This is a genomic window from Vibrio sp. R11-SG3-ISO3-SZ (assembly GCF_059834345.1).
The window spans coordinates 1-20,498 of sequence record NZ_JCBDGX010000039.1 but is presented as its reverse complement, the minus strand read 5'-3'; the positions used below and the strand labels follow the sequence as shown (position 1 = coordinate 20,498).

18 protein-coding genes are annotated in these 20,498 nt (G+C 51.0%); 3 read left to right on the top strand and 15 right to left on the bottom strand.

Going from position 1 to position 20,498, the window contains the following annotated elements:
* Both AC6R1O_RS05265 and AC6R1O_RS05260 read right to left on the bottom strand, forming a co-directional pair.
* On the bottom strand, positions 1-574 hold a 574-nt coding region (locus AC6R1O_RS05265), incomplete at its 3' end, for a mannitol dehydrogenase family protein (protein WP_500656603.1).
* A gap of 142 nt (positions 575-716) precedes the next feature.
* Complete coding sequence (locus AC6R1O_RS05260; RefSeq protein WP_500656602.1) at positions 717-2,600, bottom strand: PTS mannitol transporter subunit IICBA; 1,884 nt, start codon at positions 2,598-2,600, stop codon at positions 717-719.
* Between the two features lie 449 nt (positions 2,601-3,049).
* Between AC6R1O_RS05260 and AC6R1O_RS05255 the strand changes: the two genes are divergently transcribed.
* Complete coding sequence (locus AC6R1O_RS05255) at positions 3,050-3,730, top strand: HAD family hydrolase (protein WP_500656601.1); 681 nt, start codon at positions 3,050-3,052, stop codon at positions 3,728-3,730.
* On the opposite strand, the gene AC6R1O_RS05250 is transcribed toward AC6R1O_RS05255, so the two are convergent.
* The 11 genes from AC6R1O_RS05250 to AC6R1O_RS05200 all read right to left on the bottom strand — a co-directional run bounded on the left by AC6R1O_RS05250 (position 3,711) and on the right by AC6R1O_RS05200 (position 14,542).
* On the bottom strand, positions 3,711-4,922 hold the full coding sequence (locus tag AC6R1O_RS05250) for a tetratricopeptide repeat protein (RefSeq protein ID WP_500656600.1): 1,212 nt from the start codon (positions 4,920-4,922) through the stop codon (positions 3,711-3,713). The genes AC6R1O_RS05255 and AC6R1O_RS05250 overlap by 20 nt on opposite strands.
* Positions 4,922-5,548: an energy transducer TonB gene (locus tag AC6R1O_RS05245; protein WP_500631448.1), complete on the bottom strand. Its 627-nt coding sequence runs from the start codon at positions 5,546-5,548 to the stop codon at positions 4,922-4,924. The genes AC6R1O_RS05250 and AC6R1O_RS05245 overlap by 1 nt, the downstream gene beginning before the upstream one ends.
* Before the next feature lie 43 nt (positions 5,549-5,591).
* Complete coding sequence (locus AC6R1O_RS05240; RefSeq protein WP_334553579.1) at positions 5,592-5,996, bottom strand: ExbD/TolR family protein; 405 nt, start codon at positions 5,994-5,996, stop codon at positions 5,592-5,594.
* Between the two features lie 8 nt (positions 5,997-6,004).
* A complete protein-coding gene (locus AC6R1O_RS05235) occupies positions 6,005-6,553 on the bottom strand; it encodes a MotA/TolQ/ExbB proton channel family protein (protein ID WP_500656599.1) in 549 nt (182 codons plus the stop codon).
* Positions 6,553-7,899: a MotA/TolQ/ExbB proton channel family protein gene (locus AC6R1O_RS05230; RefSeq protein ID WP_500656604.1), complete on the bottom strand. Its 1,347-nt coding sequence runs from the start codon at positions 7,897-7,899 to the stop codon at positions 6,553-6,555. Before AC6R1O_RS05230 ends, AC6R1O_RS05235 begins: the two co-directional genes overlap by 1 nt.
* 5 nt (positions 7,900-7,904) lie before the next feature.
* The gene (locus tag AC6R1O_RS05225; RefSeq protein ID WP_500631446.1) at positions 7,905-8,681 is read right to left on the bottom strand and encodes a DUF3450 domain-containing protein; all 777 of its coding nucleotides are present in this window, start codon (positions 8,679-8,681) and stop codon (positions 7,905-7,907) included.
* A gap of 48 nt (positions 8,682-8,729) precedes the next feature.
* A complete protein-coding gene (locus tag AC6R1O_RS05220) occupies positions 8,730-9,677 on the bottom strand; it encodes an iron-siderophore ABC transporter substrate-binding protein (protein ID WP_334568361.1) in 948 nt (315 codons plus the stop codon).
* A 20-nt stretch (positions 9,678-9,697) separates the two neighbouring features.
* Entirely contained in the window at positions 9,698-10,741 is a 1,044-nt protein-coding gene (locus AC6R1O_RS05215) for a FecCD family ABC transporter permease (protein ID WP_500656598.1), read from the bottom strand.
* Between the two features lies 1 nt (position 10,742).
* A complete protein-coding gene (locus AC6R1O_RS05210) occupies positions 10,743-11,807 on the bottom strand; it encodes a FecCD family ABC transporter permease (protein ID WP_500656597.1) in 1,065 nt (354 codons plus the stop codon).
* Positions 11,738-12,583: an ABC transporter ATP-binding protein gene (locus AC6R1O_RS05205; RefSeq protein WP_500656596.1), complete on the bottom strand. Its 846-nt coding sequence runs from the start codon at positions 12,581-12,583 to the stop codon at positions 11,738-11,740. Before AC6R1O_RS05205 ends, AC6R1O_RS05210 begins: the two co-directional genes overlap by 70 nt.
* Before the next feature lie 135 nt (positions 12,584-12,718).
* Positions 12,719-14,542: an ABC transporter ATP-binding protein gene (locus AC6R1O_RS05200; RefSeq protein ID WP_500656595.1), complete on the bottom strand. Its 1,824-nt coding sequence runs from the start codon at positions 14,540-14,542 to the stop codon at positions 12,719-12,721.
* A 145-nt stretch (positions 14,543-14,687) separates the two neighbouring features.
* On the opposite strand from AC6R1O_RS05200, the gene AC6R1O_RS05195 reads away from it, so the two are divergent.
* The gene (locus AC6R1O_RS05195; protein WP_500656594.1) at positions 14,688-16,778 is read left to right on the top strand and encodes a TonB-dependent siderophore receptor; all 2,091 of its coding nucleotides are present in this window, start codon (positions 14,688-14,690) and stop codon (positions 16,776-16,778) included.
* A gap of 50 nt (positions 16,779-16,828) precedes the next feature.
* On the opposite strand, the gene glmS is transcribed toward AC6R1O_RS05195, so the two are convergent.
* Both glmS and AC6R1O_RS05185 read right to left on the bottom strand, forming a co-directional pair.
* Positions 16,829-18,661 (bottom strand): glutamine--fructose-6-phosphate transaminase (isomerizing), encoded by a 1,833-nt coding sequence (gene glmS, locus AC6R1O_RS05190; protein ID WP_500626413.1) that lies wholly within the window; start codon positions 18,659-18,661, stop codon positions 16,829-16,831.
* 156 nt (positions 18,662-18,817) lie between these two features.
* Complete coding sequence (locus tag AC6R1O_RS05185) at positions 18,818-19,579, bottom strand: DeoR/GlpR family DNA-binding transcription regulator (RefSeq protein ID WP_500629584.1); 762 nt, start codon at positions 19,577-19,579, stop codon at positions 18,818-18,820.
* A 431-nt stretch (positions 19,580-20,010) separates the two neighbouring features.
* Here AC6R1O_RS05185 and AC6R1O_RS05180 point away from each other — a divergent pair.
* Positions 20,011-20,498, top strand: a 488-nt coding sequence (locus AC6R1O_RS05180) for a pyruvate kinase (RefSeq protein WP_500656593.1), incomplete at its 3' end; no start/stop codon positions are given.

The window sequence follows — 20,498 nt, the reverse complement described above, 5'->3', positions numbered from 1 at the left end:
GGCCGTTGAACTGAGTTTGATCTACAATCCACTCACTGAAGGTTTCCACCGTGACGGCCAGTGGATCGGTTTCGCCCTCTTCTGCCGGCGGCACGATGCGGTCAACCGCAGAATCGACAAAACCAATGTGCGCATCACTGAACGCTTTGAGTTCATCACTAAGATGCGCATACACAGCTTCTTTAAGCTGAGTGGTACCACGCACCATGTTTTCTGCCGCGATAACGTTCAGTGGCGACGTGTTGCCCGCAGCAAAACGCTGCTCAATGCCTTTAGCAATCGAGCCAGAAATAATCTTGAGTACGGTTGGGCCTACCGCTGTGGTGATGAGATCGGCGTTGGCGATGCAGCCAATCACCTCATCGGTGGCGGAGTTGACTGCCGTGACGTTTTTTACCACTTCCACGACACACTCTTCACCGACGACTTTCACTGGGTATTCGTTGCGTCTTTGCAACTCAGAGACGACCGTTTCGTTGACGTCTGCAAATGTGACTTCCATGCCTGCGTCTGAGAGTAATTTACCGATGAAACCACGACCGATATTTCCTGCACCAAAATGTAACGCTTTCATAATCACTAACCTTTCAAATGTTGAATCTGTATAGCTAACGGCTTAACAGCACACGACTAAGCCTTCAGCTATCTAGACTAAAAAGGAGGCCAGAGCGGGGGAGAACTGGCCTCGTTCACTTAGGAGCTAGACAAAAGTACTGCTATGCATTGAGAATATTCAGAACATCTTCTGGGTTGGTTGTGTTCTGTAAACGCTCAACGGCCTCTTCGTCATCAAGTGAATTGGTAATAGCCATGAGAACCATGTTGTGCTCATCACCTTGGGCAGCGATGCCGATGACCATCTTGGCGATGTCATCCTCATCTTCACCCCACTGAATGCCTTCAGGGTATTGGCAGAACACAATGCCGGTTTTCTTGACGTACTGTTTCGCTTCAATGGTTCCGTGTGGCACCGCAATTGACTCACCTAGGTAGGTAGACACGAGTTCTTCGCGGGCAAACATGCCATCAACATATTCAGGTGCAACGTTGCCTAACTTGACCAGTTGCTCACCTGCAAACTTAATCGCCTCTTCCTTAGAGTTGGCTTTTAATCCGAGGAATACACTGTCGCTAGTGAGCGTCAACGTCTGTTCCTTTTCCTCGGTCGCTGCAGGTGCCTCAGGCTTTTTTACAGCGCCACTCCTTGCTTCAACTAGCTGAGCAACAAGGTTGTCGTACACAGTGCCATCTAAGAAGTTACTTAGAGAGATGTGCATTGCGCCAGTAGCGTGAGTACGAGCACGGTCTGTCAAATCTTTGTGGGTCACCACAATTTGCGAGTCACTCGGCAGGTTGTTGATAGCCAAGTTCGAGACTTCAATATCCAGACCAGCCGCTTGCACTTTCTTACGCAGAAGACCGGCGCCCATCGCACTTGAGCCCATACCTGCATCACAGGCAACGTAAATCGCTTTCACTGCTGCTGGGTCCACAGAAACTGCAGCGGTTTGACCTTTAGATGCTGCTTTCATGTCGTGCATGGCGGCAGAAGCTTTCTCTAGAGACTCGTCTTCGTCGGTCGCTTTTGAAGTTTTCATTAGGATAGAAGCAACGATGAACGACACAGCGGCGGATGCAATCACAGATAGAACCACACCCACGTATGAGCCTTTAGGCGTCATCAGTAGTACCGCAAAGATTGAACCAGGAGACGCTGGAGAAATAAGACCAGAATCGAACATCACGTTAGTGAACACGCCTGTCATACCACCGGCAATAACCGCAAGGATAAGACGAGGGTTCATCAACACGTATGGGAAGTAGATTTCGTGGATACCGCCTAGGAAGTGGATGATTGACGCACCCGCTGCCGACTGCTTCGCGTTACCTTTACCAAACGCCATGTAAGCCAATAGCAGACCTAGACCAGGACCTGGGTTCGCTTCAATTAGGAAGAAGATTGAGCGGCCAAGTTCTTCAGACTGCTGGATACCCAGTGGCGAGAAGATACCGTGGTTAATCGCGTTGTTAAGGAAGAGGATTTTCGCTGGCTCAACGAAAATAGAAGCGAGTGGCAATGCACCTGTTTCTACCATCACGTTTACGCCCGCTGCCAATGCGCTAGACAGAACGTTTACCGCAGGGCCAATGATGAAGAATGCTAGGATAGCGAGGATCATACCGATGATACCGGCAGAGAAGTTGTTCACTAGCATTTCAAAGCCGCTTTTCACTTTACCGTGAACCGACTCATCGAATTTCTTGATAGCGTAGCCACCAAGTGGACCGACAATCATCGCGCCCATGAACATAGGAATATCAGTACCGACAATCACACCCATTGTCGTGATGGCACCCACAACCGCACCGCGGTCGCCGCCCACCATTTTACCGCCGGTGTAACCGATCAGCAGTGGCAATAGGAATTTGATCATTGGGCCAACCAGTGATGCCAATGTTTCGTTTGGCAACCAACCGGTTGGAATGAAAAGTGCAGTAATGAAACCCCAGGCAATAAATGCACCGATGTTTGGCATTACCATGTTGGATAGAAAACGACCAAAGTTTTGGACTTTGATCTTAGCTTCTGGTGATAACATAGGGAGACCTCAGTTTGTATTGGTTGGCCAAATGGCCCAAAATGTTTATTCAAAAGTCGATTAAAATGTATCACAACATTTCCAAAAGGCACTCCCACCTACAATTTAGTGACCCAAATCACACACAAAGCGTTAACATATCTTTTTTGTAGTGATCTAGATCACATTTAATCACTGTCAGTAAATTACAAAGCCATTTTTTCGATAATGATTATCAATAAATAGAGATTTAGATCACAAAAATACAATCCACACACTCAAAATAGTTGGTGACAAAGATCTCATTTTGATTATTTACCCGATTTATAAGCACTACTTTAGTTCACTCTCTGCGCGACTTTGGTTCAATTATTCATCAAATATCGATAAGAGGTGTGAGTGTGTAATTAAATTACAAAATAAGATTCATCAAAATTTCATCGTAAAATTGGTTAGGATGGTGACGCGCAATGGCAAAGAGAAGTGACGGAGAAAAGACAATGAAAGCGGTATTGTTTGATATGGATGGGCTGATCTTTGATACAGAGTCGCTCTATAAGAAAAGTTGGCAGCGGGCGGCAGAAGAGCAAGGTTTCGATTTGTGTGACGAGTTTTATCAGGGGTTCATCGGCGTACAAGATGGCGAGTGTGAGCGTCGCTTGCAGCACCATTTTGGTGCTGAGTTTGATCTCCAACGATTTATACGCTGCCGAGATCAGGACTTTGCTGAGCGCAGCACACAAGGCATTGACTACAAAAAAGGCTTTGAGACGCTGATGCGCCACCTTAAACAGAACGGTGTGAGAACAGCGATCGTGACCTCATCCGGTCGAAAAGAGGTGCTAAGAAATTTTGCTGGCCGCGAGGTCCTCGAACAGTTTGAGTGCCTGATCACCTCTGATGAAGTGAGTCAAGGCAAGCCCGCGCCAGATGGCTACTTAATGGCATGCCAGCAACTCAACCTCAAACCGTCACAATGCCTAGCGTTAGAAGACTCCAATAACGGCGTGAAATCGGCCTTGGCAGCAGGTTGTTCAGTCATCATGGTGCCCGATTTGCTGCCACCAGAACCCCCGCTTATCGAGAAAGTGACACTGGTCGATTCTTTAACTGAGGTGATCGCGTTGATCCCTAAGACGACGCCTTGTTAAGCGACTGAGTCAAGAATCGTACCCAGGTTAGCGTTGTTTCATCGGCCTTCAGTTGATGAGCCTTTTGCGCACTTTCTAGGGCTTTTTCATGCTCATCCAATCGGTAGAAAGCTTGCGTCTTGGCCAATTCCACACGCTGACTGCTCGGCATACTGGCCAGTACATTCAGCGCCGCTTGATACTGCTTCTGCTGCATCAGCAATTGCGCATACGACCAATGGTGATCTGCACTGAGGCGCGAGGCGTGTTGCCAGGCCTCTAGCGCGTATTGCCACTCCTTTGCGACTTGCCAGTAGCGAGCTAAAGTGGCGTAGCTCTCTGCATCTTCTTGTTCAAGCAGATGCTCGGCGTAAACCTTCGCAGCAAGTTCTGGAGCGCCTTGTGAGGCGTAAAGCCCTGCTAAGGTTTGATACTCACTGGAGGATAAAGCAAAGCCTTTTCGCTCTCTCTGTTTGAGCGTCGCCAACGCCTCGGGGTAGTGTTTCAAACGAAGATGCAAGCTGGTCAATTGCTTCCACCACAGTTCGTTATCGGACTCCAAAGCGCGCAGTTGCTCTGTGGTACTCACCGCTCCTTTCCAGTGACTCAGCGCCACTTGAGCGCCGAGCTTCATGCTCAGCAAAGAGACATCCGCTTTTTTATCTAGCGCTTGATACTGCTTGATACTCGACAGTACCGCTTGCCAATCTTGCAGCTGGTAATTGGACTGAGCGACCCGCAGCCACAGTTGAGTGACAAAATCCGTGGTATACATTTTTTCAGCTTGCGAGCGACTCACATCGGATTGTTTATTCAGCACACTTTGATAGTGTCTGAGTGCTTTTGCCGGCTCCCCAGTCGATAACAAAATATCGGCCAGCATGCGCTCGGTTTCAATCGCCTGTTCAATCGGCAAAGCACCAGTGGACAACGCATTTTCCAGCGCAACTTGCGATCGCTGAGGTTGCGCTTGTTGCCAATACAAAATGCCCAACATACGCGCCACGTAGGCTTGATCGTACGCTTTCACGGCGTCGATACCTTCTAAGATGGTCACCGCCTCGGCTGTTTTTTCTTGCTGAGACAACTCAAACGCTTGATGGACTCGCATCGCAACGCTGCGTGATAGCTCTTGCGCCTGCGGAACGCTCATCAAGCCCATCAACACTGACCATGCCAAAAGACGGCGTATCCATGCTGTAACCTTGGTCATTATTGCAACCTAAATTCTAATTTCACGGTTTGCCCTTCCTGTCTGGTCGCTTTGCCTGCGACGATCAAAGGTTGATACTTCCACTGACGCAATGCGCGCATCGCTTCGCGATCAAACACGCCGCGTGGCGACCCTTCCACCACCTCAATCGCATCGGGCCGACCGGTTTCATCAATGGCAAATCGCATCACTACATAGCCTTCAATTTTTCGTTTCAATGCCCGCGAGGGGTAACGTGGTTCAATACGATGCAGTGGCATGATCTGTTGGTTTTGCGCAAGTTGAATCGGCCCTGGCGTTGCCATTGCCATTCCCGTTACTGACGTACTCAGATTGACGTTAGGCAAATTGGGCAGCGCCGTGGTCTGAATTTGCTGCGCGGCCATTTGGGTCGTCAAGCGCTCCACTTGCGGGGCCAAGGTCGGCGCTTTGGGTGGCTCAGGCAATTGTCTTGCTCTGCGCGCCGCCGCTCGCTCGTTTTCCACTTGCACGACATCAAAGCGCAGCGCCGACTGCGGCTCTGGCATCGGCGATTTTCCCGCGTCCACCAGCCACGCCATAAACGCAAAGAGAGAGAGCGTCACTAATAAGGCTAATGGGGTGGCAATCAGCCATCGTTTTAGCATCGTAATTTACGTCCTAGCATACGGATACCCTTCCTTCTTCCGGCTATTTCTGCTCGGTGGCCAATGCGATCTTCTCAATGCCCGCCCCTTTGGCGCCATCCATCACTTGCACCACAGTGCCATTGAACGCAAAGGCATCGGCTTGAATGACCAAGGATGCATCCGGTTGTTCAAGCAGCACATTTTCGAGTGTCGCTTGCACTCGCTCTACATCGACCAATCGCTTATCGATGTAGACCTCGTTGTTGGCAGTAATGGCAATAAAAATGCCCGCGTCTTTTTGGCTAGTGGCATTCGCCGCCGTTGGGCGGTTCACTTCCACGCCCGACTCTCGCACAAACGAGCTGGTGACGATAAAGAAGATCAGCATGATAAACACGATGTCGAGCATCGAGGTCATGTCCACTTGGGCATCGTCTGACGGTTTTTTGTATCGACCTAGTCTCATGGTCATTCCTATTTAGTCATACGCATTAAACGTTCGAGGTGAAGGTGACGCGTTTCGCTCCACTTAGAAAGGCGAGCGTGGGCAAACATGCCGACCAATGCGGCAACCATGCCCGCCATCGTTGGCAACGTGGCCATCGAGATCCCTGCGGCCATCAAGCGCGGCTGTGCACTACCCTGCCCGGCCATCACATCAAACACGGAGATCATTCCCGTCACCGTGCCGAGTAGCCCTAGCATAGGGAAAAGCGCCACCAGCACTTTCATCAACGACAAGTGTTGATCAAGCGCCAACTTCGCTTCGGCCAACCAAGCGCTGCGCTGCGCGAGCGCATACCAGGAGTGGCGATCGTCACGCAGTTGCCATTTGGCGACCCAGTGATGCTGCGCTTTGGGGAACAGCCAAAAAAGGTACACCAATCGCTCAATCGCCAGTAACCAAAACAGCGCCAACACGCCCGCTAACCACCAAAGCAGTGGACCACCACGATACATAAACTCGTTGATGGTGCTGCCAAGCGTGCTCCCCCCGAGATCGAGTAGAGACAGCCATTCCATTACGCGGCATCCTTCACAAGGCGGGTTGCTTGCTCGGCGCGCTCGGCCACCAAGCCAATACCCTGCTTCTCGATAATGGTTCGAATCGCTTCCGCTTTCGAGGCGAGGATATTGTGAATCAGGAGCAGAGGCATCGCAGCAATCAGACCTAATACGGTGGTGATCAGTGCCATTGATATCCCGCCTGCCATGACACGCGGATCCGCGTTGCCAAATTGAGTAATGGTTTGGAAAGTATCAATCATCCCGGTCACCGTACCCAACAAGCCAAGCATTGGGGCGAGCGCCGCCAGCAGTTTAATCATCGATAAACCGCGCTCTAGATGCTGCTGTTCGTCCATCACCGCTTCGAGCAAGCGCAGCTCCAACGCCTCAACATTCGGGCTGCTATCTTGACGATAGACATTCAAAATACGCCCAAGTGCATTGTCATCTTGCGGCGAGTCGGTGTGTTTAAGCTGCTGGGCAATTTTTGCTTTCGCGCTCAATAACGCAGCGCCACGAACCAGACCAATCGCCATGCCCACCAGCAGTAGCGCGATGATCACTTTGCCAACGATACCGCCGTGCTCAATGCGATCGAGCAAAGTCGGCGCCATTCCAAGCTGCTCGAGCAGCGCGCCGCGTGAGGCATCCAGTGCAACGATCGGTAGCCCGCTTGTGACATCAGAGCTTAGAGTCAGTGCACCCTGTGGCTGCTGAGCGTACACGGTGGCGCGCTGGCGCTGACCATTCCAATCTAAGTAACCTTGTTCACCCACTAAGGCAAAACTGCCCAAGCGCAGCACCGATTTTGTCTCGGTTTCACCTTGTCCGTTGATGACATCAACGTTGAGCGTTTGTGCCTCAGCACTGGCCTGAATTTGCTGTACAAACGCCTGCCACAGGCCGTAGAGCTGCCTCTTCTCTGGTAGCTGTCTTGCGGCCACAATCTCTTCTACTACCGCTCGGTGATCAGCGTGACCTAGGGTCGCAACAGAGCCAGCTTGCTCATGGTCGAGATCTTTTGCCGCTTGACGCACCACGCCAAACAGCTCACCTAAGCTGCCCGTCGCCAGATGCAAGGCTTGCTCTTTTTCGGCCAGTACGGCTTCGTTTTGCTGAAAGGTCTCTGACAGCTGTTCGTTTTCTTGCTTGAGAGAGGCAAGCTGCGCGTTGAGCTTATCAAGCTCTGCCTGCAACGCCTGTTCACGCTGCTTAAACTCCCCTTCACGCGCTTGATTGTGCTTCGCTTGCTCAACTTTCGCTTGTTGCGTCTCTTTCAGTAAGGCAGCATCCGAAGCAGCAACAGACAGCGAGACCGTAGACAGTGAAACGGCGATCACGCTCGCCGCTAGCCAAGTCATCCCTCTCATTGTTGACTCTCCTTAACCGATACCGGTAAATGCAATAACGTTGGGGCGGCTTGTTTATTCGCCACATCAAACGCTTTATCAATCTCTAAACCGGCTTTGCTGTCGAGCGCTTGCCATTGTTCGTTAGACGCATTCCACGCCCAGTAGTGCGCGCGATCAACACTGCGCGCCACCAAGCTGATTCGGCCGAGATAGAGCTGCTCGGTGATAAGCGTTCTGCCGTCTACCTCGATCGGCGCAGAATAGGCACCAAGCTTAGTGCCGTAATCCAACTCGATTTGATACGCCTCTAGAATGCGGCGGTACTTCTCAGCATCACTGACGTCAGACTGAGTCATCATGTCGCGCAACTTGGCAACACGTTCGCGGCGCACCTCTTGGCGAAGTGGGCGATCGCTCTCTACCCATGCCTCTAGCCCATCAAGCATGCTGTACATCAACGGCACGATGCTTTCACGCGTGCGCTCAATCTCTGACAATTGTTCATCAAAGCTGGCGATTTCTTTCTGTTGGCTGTCGAGCATGCCGCGAAGGTGATCTCGATACACTTCTAGCCCTTCCACCTCAGCTTGGCGCTGCTCAATTTGCGCTTCAAGATCGAGCGCTTTTTCGCTGCTGGCCGACACGCGGCTTTGCGTGTTGGCATTTGCGGTGGTGATCTCTGTTTCAAGACGTTGCGACTGTTTCAACTCAGCCCCCGTTGCCATCGCAGCAGAAGACGCGGTCAGCATCCAACCTGCCAGCAACAAATGGGGTAAACGATTGTGTGTCATACTCTTCTCTTTGATCCGTTCTCTTTGACGTTAATCTTTGCGCTTGGGCTAGGATGACTTCTCTTCAAGAATGTTCGCCATCGCTGGCACCATTTCATCAATCAAATATTGAATCGACAATGGGCTAAAAAAGGAGAACGCGCCACCGATGATATCGCCCGTGAAGTATTCGCGTTTCTCTTTGTAAAACGGCATGCGTTTACGAAAAATGGCGTTGCTGGATTGCTCAAGCTGCTCTTCCGTGGTCAGCCAGATGACCAGGTCGTTGTCTAGCAAGTCCATACGTTCCTCGCTGAACGAGGTGTAAAACGCCTCCTTGGCGAGCGCATCAATGGACTCTGGAATATGAAAGCCCAGCGCAATCAGAAATTGTGAACGTAAGTCTTTGCTCGCATAGGCGCCAGGCTGTTTGTTGTAGTAAAACGCCACCGCCGCCGATTTGCCTTCAAACTCAGGGTGCTTTGCCCGCAGCGTAGCAATCTGCTGCTTTATATCTTGCACTATGGCTTGCGATTTTTCTTCATAACCCAGCGCTTTACCTATCATAAGATGACGCTCATCCCACGGCATCGCCCAATCGGTATAAGCACCAGATTGTGCGAGCGTTGGCGCAATCGTGCTGAGCTTGTCGTAGGTTTTCTTATCCATCCCGGAAGAGACGCCGATGATCAGATCCGGTTTCAACTGCGCGATGGCCTCAAAATCGACCGTTTGCCCTTTAAGTAATACCGGCTTGGCATCACCCAATTCATCTTGCGCCCATGGCCACACGCCGTAAGGTTGGTCACCATACCAATCGCGTACGGCTAGTGGGATAACGCCGAGCGCCAGAATATCATCATGATCCGTGACGCCGACAGAGACCACGCGCTGCGGCTGTTCGCTAAGCTCAATCTGACCGTATTTGTGTTCAATCGTCAGCGGATAGGCCTCGGCCAACACACTCACGACACTGGCCAACAGCAACGCGCCTAGCCGAGTGACTTCTCTTACCATGATGTATCCCTTCTCTTTTTCTAGCCTTGTTGTTTTCGCATTAAGAGCAGCGCAAACAGAGGCGCGCCGATAAGCGCGGTTACTAAGCCTGCGGCCAATTGCGTCGGCGCAAACAGGGTGCGCCCTAAGGTATCGGCGAACAGCACTAAGCTTGCGCCGACCAATGTAGTCAATATTAAGTGGCTATTAGGACCTGCGATGGTCATCTTTCTCGCCATGTGCGGTGCAAGCAAACCGACAAAACCGATCGGTCCAACAATGGCGGTCGCCAGCGCCGCCGAGCACACACTCAGCATCAACTGAACACGGCTCGCCCAAACACTGTTCACGCCCAGACCGACTGCCATATCAACACCAAACGACAATGCGGCCATGTTACGTGCTTGGCCGATCGCCAACGCCAAGGTGGTCAGCAGCGCGATGGAGAGCAGTCCGACTTCAGACCAAGTCACCGCATGTACGCTGCCCGATAGCCATGCCAGTGCAGACATGGCAGCGTCAATATCACCGTAAGTGAGCAAGCTTGAGGTCAAGGCACTGAAAAACGCCGCCACCCCGATACCCATTAAAATAAATTTCAGCGGATGCCCAGAGCCACTCAAGCTCTGCACGCCCGCGGCGACCACCATCGCCCCGGTAAACGCGCTCACTTCACGCCAAGCGTCGATCGCCTCCGGAAACAGCATCGTCAAACACACCACGGCAAACGCCGCGCCTTGACTGATGCCGACTAAACTGGGATCGGCGAGAGGGTTGCGGGTCAGGTTTTGCAGCAGCGCTCCTGAAAGCGCAAACAAGCCCCCCGCCAGCAACGCCGCTAGACTGCGCGGCAAACGCAGCTCCCACATCACCAACGCCGCCTGGCTATCGGCGATGGAGCCTTGCATGCCGAGCGCGCTCATCACCTCATCCAATAGCGCCTGCATCGAGAGCGCATAACTGCCGATGCCAATACTGAGCAACCACAGCAACGCCATCAAAAGAGCCATCAACACCATGACGCCGAGCGTTTTGGGCCGAACCCGAAATGAGACTCGACCGCCGAGCCACCTTAGCGCCACCATGTTAACGAATCCTCGTTTTGACCAGCCACACAAACAGCGGTGCTCCGAGCAAAATCGTCATCAGCCCAGTCGCCACCTCTTGTGGGGCAATCAACCAACGCGCCAAACTGTCAACAAACAGCAAGTAGGCGCCGCCAAGCAGCAGCGAATATGGCACGACCCAGCGATAATCACTGCCCACCAGCAGCTTGACCACATGCGGAATCACCAAACCGACAAAACCCAGCGGGCCTGCCAGTGCGACCGAGGCCGCCGTCAAGGACACCACGCACAGCAGCAACTGCCATTTGCGCTTTTGAATATCAATGCCAAGGCCCGTCGCGACCTGATCGCCCATCGACATCGCCGTCACCGCAGGGGCCAGCAGTATCGCAGCCACTAAGCCAAACAAAATCCAAGGCAGGCACCACCAGTATGTCTCCAATTGACTCCCCAGTAGAGAGCCCACCAGCCAGCCGCGCAAGGTTTCAAACGTTTTCTGGTCGATCAAATGATGAATCGACAAGAGCGCGGCGGTAAACGCGCTAAACGCCGAGCCGGTCAGCGTCAACGTCAGCGGCGTCACTCCGCTCGGCGTTCGCGCGGCAATCGTCCAGACTACCGCAGCGGCAATCAGCGAGCCCACGGCCGCCACCAATGGCAACCATACGATGCCCTCGACAGGCGCAAAACTCATCCAATAGACCACCGCCAGCGCGCCGCCCGTCATCATGCCGAGTAAGCTAGGATCAGCGAGCGGATTTCTCGTCACGCCTTGCATCAAGGCACCCGCCACAGCCAAACTCGCGCCCACTGACGCAGCAACGATGGCGCGTGGTAAGCGCAACTCTCGCACCACTAAATGAGAGAACTGATTGTCATCGTACGCCACCAACGCGGCCCATACCTCCGTCAGCGCGACAGGCTGCGCACCTAGCGATAAATGCCAAAGTAAAAAAACCAGCAGTATCATCGCCATCACGCCAAGACCTGCACCACTTAACCAAGCACAGCGTCTCATATCACCGCCGACATCACCGTTCTTGTCTGCCCATGGGCAACACTGGCGATCTCTGTGGGTACGCATTGCAAGGTTTGTGTGTGCGGATCGCGAATCACATTGGCATTTAAACCAAACACCTGCTTAAGGTTGTCGGCGGTAAAGACCTGCTCGGGGTGACCTGCGGCGTAGATGGTGCCCGCTTTCATCATGATGAGCTCATCGGCATACGCAGCCGCAAGATTCAGTTCATGCAGCACCACAACAAGGGTGCGATGGTGTTGATGCGCCAATTGGCTCAATAAGCTCAGCAAGTCGACCTGAACTTTGAGATCCAAATAGGTGGTCGGCTCATCAAGTAAAATGATGTCGGTTTCTTGCGCCAGCACCATGGCAATCCAACAACGTTGACGCTGACCACCCGACAGATCGGTCACCGCTCGATCGGCGAGCTCTGTGACCTTGGCCATCGCCATTGCCTCATCCACCATTTGCTCGTCATGCTCACTCCACTGCTGGAAAAAGGTTTGATGCGGATAGCGCCCTTGAGCGACGAGCTCACGTACAGTGAGACCTTCCGGTGCAATCGGGCCTTGTGGCAATAACGCTAAGGTTTTTGCCACCGCTTTCACACCCAGTTGATGAATGGGCTCATCATTGAGCAGCACCTGACCAGACATCGGTGGCAGCACTCGTGCTAAGCATTTGAGCAGCGTCGATTTTCCACACCCATTCGAACCGACCAAAATCGTCAGTTTACCGGGTTGAATCTCAAGACTGATGTTGTTGACGATCGGTGTATCGTAACCGACGACCAGGGACGAAGCCGTGAGACGTGCACTGTGTTGATGGGGGTCTAGCATTACTCTTTCTTAAAGCGAAGAAAACAAAATGATAACAATTATCAATTTTATTTCCTTATAATATGAGTAATTAAAAAAAGGTTCAACCATAGCGCGCTATCGTTGAACCTTTTTGAGTGATGGAAGTTGGAAAGATTAACCTAAGAAGCCGCCGGTTTGGTGCTTCCAAAGTTGGGCGTAGATGCCTTGTTGTGCGAGGAGCTCTTGGTGACTGCCTTGTTCAACCACACGGCCTTGATCCATCACGATCAAGCGATCCATAGCAGCAATAGTCGATAAACGGTGCGCAATCGCGATCACGGTTTTGCCTTCCATCAGCACTTGCAAGTTTTCTTGAATCGCCGACTCCACTTCAGAATCGAGCGCGGACGTCGCTTCATCCATAATCAAGATCGGCGCATTTTTGAGTAACACACGCGCAATGGCAATACGTTGACGTTGCCCACCGGATAATTTCACCCCGCGCTCGCCCACTTCGACATCATAGCCGCTATGCCCCTGCTCATCTTTGAGGCCACAGATAAAGTCGTGCGCATGGGCTTTTTTCGCCGCCTCGATCAGCGCCGCGTCGTCGGCATCAGGATCACCGTAGAGGATGTTCTCTTTGATCGAACGGTGCAGCAGTGAGGTGTCTTGTGTGATCATACCGATCTGCTGGCGCAGCGACTCTTGGCTTACGTCTGCGATGTTTTGACCATCAATGCGAATATCGCCGCCTTTCAAATCGTAAAAACGCAGCAGCAAGTTAACCAGGCTTGACTTACCTGCACCAGAGCGGCCAACAATCCCGACTTTTTCACCCGGTTTAATGGCTAAGTTAAGCTGCTCAAACACCGGTTTCTCATCGGTATAGTCAAAGTCCACGGCGTCGAACTCGATGGCGCCTTTTGTCACCGTCAACGCGGGTGCATTGGGTTTATCCTGCACTTCAACATCATTAGAGATGGTGTTCATGCCATCGACCACGGTACCAATATTTTCAAACAGTGCGCTCACTTCCCACATGATCCATTTCGACATGCCTTGTACGCGCAGCGCAATGCTGATCGCCACCGCAATTACACCGATGGTGACACTCGCCTCTAGCCATAACATGACCGACAAAGCGGCAATAGAGATGAGCAGCAGATAGTTAATCGCATCAACACTCAATAGCAGGCAAGTGACCATGCGCATTTGGCGGTACACCGTCAGCAAAAACTGCTTCATGCTGCCTTTGGCATACTCCAATTCACGCTTGGAGTGGGAGAAAAGCTTAACGGTTGAAATATTGGTGTAGGTATCGACAATTCGCCCCGTCATCACTGAGCGCGCATCGGCTTGGTCAGTCGCCACCTTTTTCAAGCGTGGGATAAAAAACAGCTGGATAAGAATGTACATCACCAACCAAATCGCAATCGGCAGCATCAATAGCAGATCCGATTCGCCCATCATCCAGATCATCGCCACGAAATAGACCGAGATGTACACCAGTACATCAACCAGCTTCATCACGGTTTCACGTACAGCCAGGGCACTTTGCATCACCTTGGTTGCCACTCGGCCAGCAAAATCTCGCTGGAAAAAGCCGACCGCTTGCTTGAGCAAATAGCGGTGAATCAGCCAACGAATCGACATCGGATAATTGCCTAGCAAGGTTTGATGCATGATCATCGAGTGGGTAATCCCCAGCGCGGGCATCACCACCACAACCAGCAGCACCATAGTCCACATCCGATCGCCTTGGTCTTGCCAAAACGTCGCGCGATCTTGGGTGCTGAGAATATCGACCAGTTCGCCCATGTAACTGAGCAGCGTCACTTCCGTCCAGGCAATCAACGCACTGAGTATCGCCATCAAGAGTAATGGCACTTCAAAGCCTCGGGTGTAGTGACGACAAAAGCCGAGTAAATGCTTCGGCGGCATTTGCGGCTCTTGCTCGGGAAACGCTTGCGTTAATTTTTCAAACCAATTGAACATGCTTCCTACTTTCGGGTTTCGGGTTTCGGGTTTCGGGTCGGGCACGTTTTACTATCTTTTGATGAAAAAGTCAGTAAAATAAAAAACCAATACGAATAATAATAAATATCATTACTAGTTTAACTTTCATTTATAGGAAAAGGACATGCATAACCAAACTCCTCTTTCAGTCGCCGTTCGTAAAGCGATCTGGTTGGGATTGGCGCCTGCTGCAGTGGTATGTTCAAGCGCTGTCTTTGCACAAGAGAGCACCACGGAACTGGAAACCATCACTGTCACGGCCCAAGCACTTAAAGTCGACACCCCTGCCCAAGAAACGCCTCGCAGTGTGTCAATTGTCACCGAAGATGACCTCCGCACTCGCGCCCCACAAAAGCTTGATGAAGCGCTGCGTTATACGTCAGGTGTGACGGCTCAGCCTTATGGTGCGGATAATGATACGGATTGGTTTAAAGTTCGCGGGTTCAATGCGACAACCTACCTAGACGGCAACCGTCTATTTCGTGATGGCTACTATACTTGGCTAGTCGAACCTTACGGACTGGAAAGTATCGAAGTCATCAAAGGCCCATCCGCCATTTTATTTGGTGAGTCATCACCTGGCGGTGTGGTCAACGCAGTTCAGAAAAAACCAACCTTCACGCCACAAGGCGAATTAAAAGTGGAGGTGGGTACGAACAATCATCAATCGATCGCATTCGACGTTTCCGACCTTGCCAATGAAGAGGGCACTGTGAGATATCGACTGGTTGGAGCGATGAAAAGCAGTGAAGGAGAGCTAAACGAAACTGACAATGATCGATTCTACTTAGCTCCTAGCCTGGAGATCGACATTTCAGATCGCACAACTCTGACTCTTCTGGCTACCTACCTTGAAGACGACGGTGTACCAACCAACCCATTCTTCCCGGCAGCGGGCACTTTGATCGGTTCCGATTTCGGTAGTATCGATCCAAGTACGAACCTAGGCCAACCTGATTACGACAAGTATGAAAGAACACAGTTTTCTCTAGGTTACCTACTTCAACACGATATCGATGACAGTTGGACTTGGTCCCAAAATCTCAATTACGCATCCAATGAGTTGTACCTTAGAAGTTCCTATGCATTTTTCAACAATGACTCGAGTGTTGAAGATCTAGGACAAGGGGTGGTTTATCGAGATGGGAAAAACCAGAGCTTCACTTTCGATAACAACGCTGTGGGTACTTGGTATACCTCAAACGCAGAGCAATCTGTGCTTGTAGGTTTTGATCTTCAACGCCATGAAACTGAAGGTGAAGAGCAAGACAGCTACGCATTTGGTACCATCAACCCTTGGAATCCTGTGTACGGTAATTACACTCCGCTCGACATGGCGAACAATACACACCGTGAAATCACCAAGTCGCAAGCCAGTGTTTACTCTCAGTATCAAATAAAACTTAACCAAGGATGGGTCGGCAGCGTGGGAGCTCGCTACGACTGGGTTAGCACTGAGAACGTTGGCCAAACGGCTAGCAGCTCAGACAAGAAATCACGAGATGATGGCCAGTTATCGTTAAATGCAGGTGTCATGTATTTGTCGGACATTGGATTGTCACCCTACGCGAGTTACTCACAATCCTTTGAAGTCTTGAGCACGATTGATAGTGGGACAGGAGAGCTGTATAAGCCTCTCGAAGGTGAGCAAGTGGAAGTCGGTGTGAAGTACCAGCCAGAATTCTTGGATGGGTACATCAATGTCGCTTGGTTTGACATCAGTGAGAAAAACGCTTTGGTCACCAACCCTGATACCTATCAAGTCACACAAACGGGTGAAGCGACATCAAACGGTATCGAAATTGAAACCGTTGCTCAGCTAACGGATGATCTCAAACTCTCGGCAAACTACACCTATACCAATGCAAAAACAGAGGAAACAAGCGGACAAGGAACCAAGAGAGCCGCACTGATTCCTGAGCATCAAGCCTCTGCTTGGTTGGACTACCGCGCTCAAGCATGGATACCTGGGCTAAATATTGGTTCTGGTGTTCGTTACGTCGGTGAATCAAAAGACAATCCGAAATGGTCAGATCTGACAGTCCCATCTGTAACCTTGTGGGATGCATCTGTCTCCTACGACATCACGTCGCAATGGCAAGCTCAACTCAACGTCAACAATATCCTAGACAAAGAGTATGTGTCTGGTTGTGATTACTGGTGCTACTACGGCCAATCACGTTCAGTGGTGTTAAACGCTAATTACCGCTGGTAATCAAGCAGATACTAAAAGGCCTAGCGAGATGCTAGGCCTTTTTTTGGCTGTTATTCCACCGTTACCGCTTTCGCTAGGTTGCGAGGTTGGTCGACGTCGGTGCCTTTGATCAGCGCAACGTGGTAAGACAGCAGCTGCATTGGAACGGTGTAGAAGATAGGTGCAGTCACTTCGTTGACGTGCGGCATCTTGATGATCTTCATGTTCTCATCGCCTTCAAACCCAGCGTCAGCATCGGCGAAGACGTACAGCAGGCCGCCACGGGCGCGCACTTCTTCAACGTTGGACTTCAGCTTCTCAAGCAGATCGTTGCTCGGCGCGATAACGACAACAGGCATGTCCGCATCGATCAAGGCTAGTGGGCCATGTTTCAGTTCACCCGCGGCGTAGGCCTCTGCGTGAATGTAAGAGATCTCTTTGAGCTTAAGCGACGCTTCCATCGCGATTGGGTAATACTCGCCGCGGCCAAGGAACAAGGTGTGGTGCTTATCGGCAAAATCTGGAGCCAGCGCTTCGATCTCTTTGTCAAAGGCGAGCGCTTTTTCAATCGCACTTGGTAGCTCATGGAGCGCTTTTACAATCTCTGCTTCGCGCGTTTCATTAACGCGGCCTTGCAAGCGACCAATGGACACCACCATCATCAGCATCGCAGCAAGCTGGGTCGTAAACGCTTTGGTCGAGGCCACACCGATCTCTGTACCTGCGCGCGTCATAAAGGCAAAGTCAGACTCACGCACCAATGAGGAGCCCGCGACGTTACAGATGGTCATCGCCGCCATGTAGCCTTTCTCTTTGGCCAAACGCAGAGCGGCTAGGGTATCCGCCGTTTCACCAGATTGAGATAGCGTCACCAACAAGCTGTTTGGACGAACCACGAAATCGCGGTAACGGAACTCAGACGCGATTTCCACATCACAGCTCACGCCAGCAATGGATTCAAACCAGTAACGTGCCGCCATACCTGAGTTGTAAGAGGTACCACACGCAATAATCTGCACGTGATCGACTTTGCTCAGGATCTCTTCGGCATTCACGCCAATCGCATTGGTGATGACGGCTTTGTCGGAAATACGACCTTCCATCGTGTTGATCAGCGCCGTCGGCTGCTCAAAAATCTCTTTTTGCATAAAGTGGCGGTATTTACCTTTATCGCCGGCATCGTGCTCAGCGTTGGACTCAATCACTTCACGCTCTACCGCTTCGCCGTTGGCATCAAAGACAGTGACTGAGCGACGAGTCACCTCTGCAACATCGCCCTCTTCTAGGTACATAAAGCGGCGTGTCACGCTCAGCAGCGCAAGTTGGTCTGACGCCAGGAAGTTTTCACCGACGCCAAAACCAATCACAATTGGGCTACCCGAACGGGCAACCACAATGCGAGAGGGATCTTTGCGATCCACGGCTACCGTGCCGTAAGCGCCTTCCAGTTGCTTGGCGGTTTTTTGCAGCGCTTCAAGTAATGTGTCTGAGGTACGACGTTCCCACTCAACCAAGTGTGCAATCACTTCGGTGTCAGTTTGTGATTCAAACACGTAACCACGAGATTGAAGCAGCTCGCGCAACGCTTCGTGGTTTTCGATGATCCCGTTGTGGACGACGGCAATATCGCCAGACATGTGTGGGTGCGCGTTCACTTCTGACGGCTCACCGTGCGTTGCCCAGCGTGTGTGTGCGATGCCAGTGCCACCAAGCACGTTCGCTTGCTCGACAGCGTCGGCCAACTCTTGCACTTTACCGAGGCGACGTACGCGAGTGAGGTTATTGTCACTGTCGACCACCGCCACACCTGCTGAGTCATAGCCGCGGTATTCAAGACGGCGGAGACCTTCCACTAAAATTTCCGCCACATCACGCTGTGCCACTGCACCAACGATTCCACACATAGGTTCTACTCCCTTCCCTTTTGCTAGGGTTGTTTGATTTAGGCGTCAGCCGAATAAGCAGCAAGCAAAAAACACTGGCGTATATCGCCAAGTGGCCAATTCGGTTCGTGCGCCGATAATATGGTTAAAACGAGATGCCTAGACTCACACTTAAGTTTAGGCACAAATTACGGTGACGCCGTGAGACTCAATCTGTTGTTGGTACTCCGGCGGCAAATCGCTGTTGGTAATCAATACGTCAATACTGTCCCAGGCGAGCTCTAAGTTTGGGATTTTACGGCCAATTTTCTCGGACTCGACCATCACAATCACTTCGCGTGAGACTTCCGCCATCACCTTGCTAAGACCCACAAGCTCATTGAACGTGGTGGTGCCACGCGCCAAATCGACGCCGTCAGCACCGATAAACAGCTGGTCAAAGTCGTAGGAACGCAGTACCGACTCTGCCACCTGCCCTTGAAACGACTCGGAGTGTGCATCCCAAGTGCCGCCCGTCATTAGTAAAGTAGGTTCACTCTCTAATTCGTTAAGCGCATTAGCGACATTGAGCGAGTTCGTCATCACCACCAAACCACGCATGCCATCCAGTTGACGAATCAATGCGCCCGTCGTGCTACCACTGTCGATGACAATACGGTTGTGTTCACGGATTAAGGTGGCGGCAGCTTTCGCTAGCTCATTCTTGCGAACCGAAACATTTTCACTCAATTCATCGCTGACCACTTCTTTCGGTAGCGCGATCGCCCCACCGTAACGGCGAAGCAGCTGACCATTTTTCTCTAAAGAAGCCAGATCCTTTCTAATCGTGACTTCAGAGGTCTCAAAGCGCTGAGAAAGCTCTTCAACACTGACCTCTCCTTTCTCGTTAACGAGATGGGAAATAGAGTGTCTTCTTAATTGAGTGTTTCGTTTCGACATGACTACCAAAAATCAAAGTTTCAAATCAAAACAAATTATAATCAAAACGAAACATTTTCGTCCATTTATTTTGAACCAAAAAATAAAAAAATTGCGGCAAAACCTTGTCCTAAGACAATTCTTAAACAGTGATCCTTGAGTCAATCAGTGGTAGAATTCGCCACCGAAAAGAAAAAAAATTACAGAATTGACTGTTATTTTTTTGCAACTAACCGCTGATATCCTAGGTTAGTCACAAATTTGCGGCGAATTTTCCCATCAATTTAGTCATAAAATGACTAAATTTGATGAAAGACTTTCAGTAGCGAAGTTGACCTTGAAAGTACGTTTTTCTCTATGAGCGACGTCTCATTTAGCCCGAGAAAACGCTCGACTTCGACATGATCCATGACTTTCAAATTGTAACTATTATTGACCGGAGAGTATCTTCCATGAAAAAGACCAAAATCGTATGTACGATTGGCCCTAAAACTGAATCTGTAGAGAAACTGACTGAGCTTGTAAACGCAGGCATGAACGTAATGCGTCTTAACTTCTCTCACGGTGACTACGCAGAACACGGCACTCGTATCACGAACTTCCGTGAAGTCATGGCAAACACTGGTAAGCAGCTTGCGATTCTTCTGGATACTAAAGGTCCTGAAATCCGTACGATCAAACTAGAAAACGGCGATGACGTTGATCTAGAAGCGGGTCAAGAATTCACGTTCACAACAGACACTTCTGTTGTTGGTAACAAAAACACCGTTGCGGTCACTTACGCAGGTTTCGCTGCTGACCTAAACGTTGGCAACACTATCCTAGTCGATGATGGTCTTATCGAGATGGAAGTGATCGCAACAACAGAAACTGAAGTGAAGTGTAAAGTTCTAAACAACGGCGCACTAGGTGAAAACAAAGGTGTTAACCTTCCTGGTGT

Coding starts and splice junctions, on each gene's coding strand:
- AC6R1O_RS05250 (WP_500656600.1), bottom strand. CDS start 4,922: ATGACCAAGGTTACAGCATGGATACGCCGTCTTTTGGCATGGTCAGTG.
- AC6R1O_RS05240 (WP_334553579.1), bottom strand. CDS start 5,996: ATGAGACTAGGTCGATACAAAAAACCGTCAGACGATGCCCAAGTGGAC.
- AC6R1O_RS05220 (WP_334568361.1), bottom strand. CDS start 9,677: ATGGTAAGAGAAGTCACTCGGCTAGGCGCGTTGCTGTTGGCCAGTGTC.
- AC6R1O_RS05245 (WP_500631448.1), bottom strand. CDS start 5,548: ATGCTAAAACGATGGCTGATTGCCACCCCATTAGCCTTATTAGTGACG.
- AC6R1O_RS05230 (WP_500656604.1), bottom strand. CDS start 7,899: ATGACTTGGCTAGCGGCGAGCGTGATCGCCGTTTCACTGTCTACGGTC.
- AC6R1O_RS05260 (WP_500656602.1), bottom strand. CDS start 2,600: ATGTTATCACCAGAAGCTAAGATCAAAGTCCAAAACTTTGGTCGTTTT.
- AC6R1O_RS05195 (WP_500656594.1), top strand. CDS start 14,688: ATGCATAACCAAACTCCTCTTTCAGTCGCCGTTCGTAAAGCGATCTGG.
- AC6R1O_RS05200 (WP_500656595.1), bottom strand. CDS start 14,542: ATGTTCAATTGGTTTGAAAAATTAACGCAAGCGTTTCCCGAGCAAGAG.
- AC6R1O_RS05185 (WP_500629584.1), bottom strand. CDS start 19,579: ATGTCGAAACGAAACACTCAATTAAGAAGACACTCTATTTCCCATCTC.
- AC6R1O_RS05210 (WP_500656597.1), bottom strand. CDS start 11,807: ATGCGTACCCACAGAGATCGCCAGTGTTGCCCATGGGCAGACAAGAAC.
- AC6R1O_RS05255 (WP_500656601.1), top strand. CDS start 3,050: ATGGCAAAGAGAAGTGACGGAGAAAAGACAATGAAAGCGGTATTGTTT.
- AC6R1O_RS05235 (WP_500656599.1), bottom strand. CDS start 6,553: ATGGAATGGCTGTCTCTACTCGATCTCGGGGGGAGCACGCTTGGCAGC.
- AC6R1O_RS05215 (WP_500656598.1), bottom strand. CDS start 10,741: ATGGTGGCGCTAAGGTGGCTCGGCGGTCGAGTCTCATTTCGGGTTCGG.
- AC6R1O_RS05225 (WP_500631446.1), bottom strand. CDS start 8,681: ATGACACACAATCGTTTACCCCATTTGTTGCTGGCAGGTTGGATGCTG.
- glmS (WP_500626413.1), bottom strand. CDS start 18,661: ATGTGTGGAATCGTTGGTGCAGTGGCACAGCGTGATGTGGCGGAAATT.
- AC6R1O_RS05205 (WP_500656596.1), bottom strand. CDS start 12,583: ATGCTAGACCCCCATCAACACAGTGCACGTCTCACGGCTTCGTCCCTG.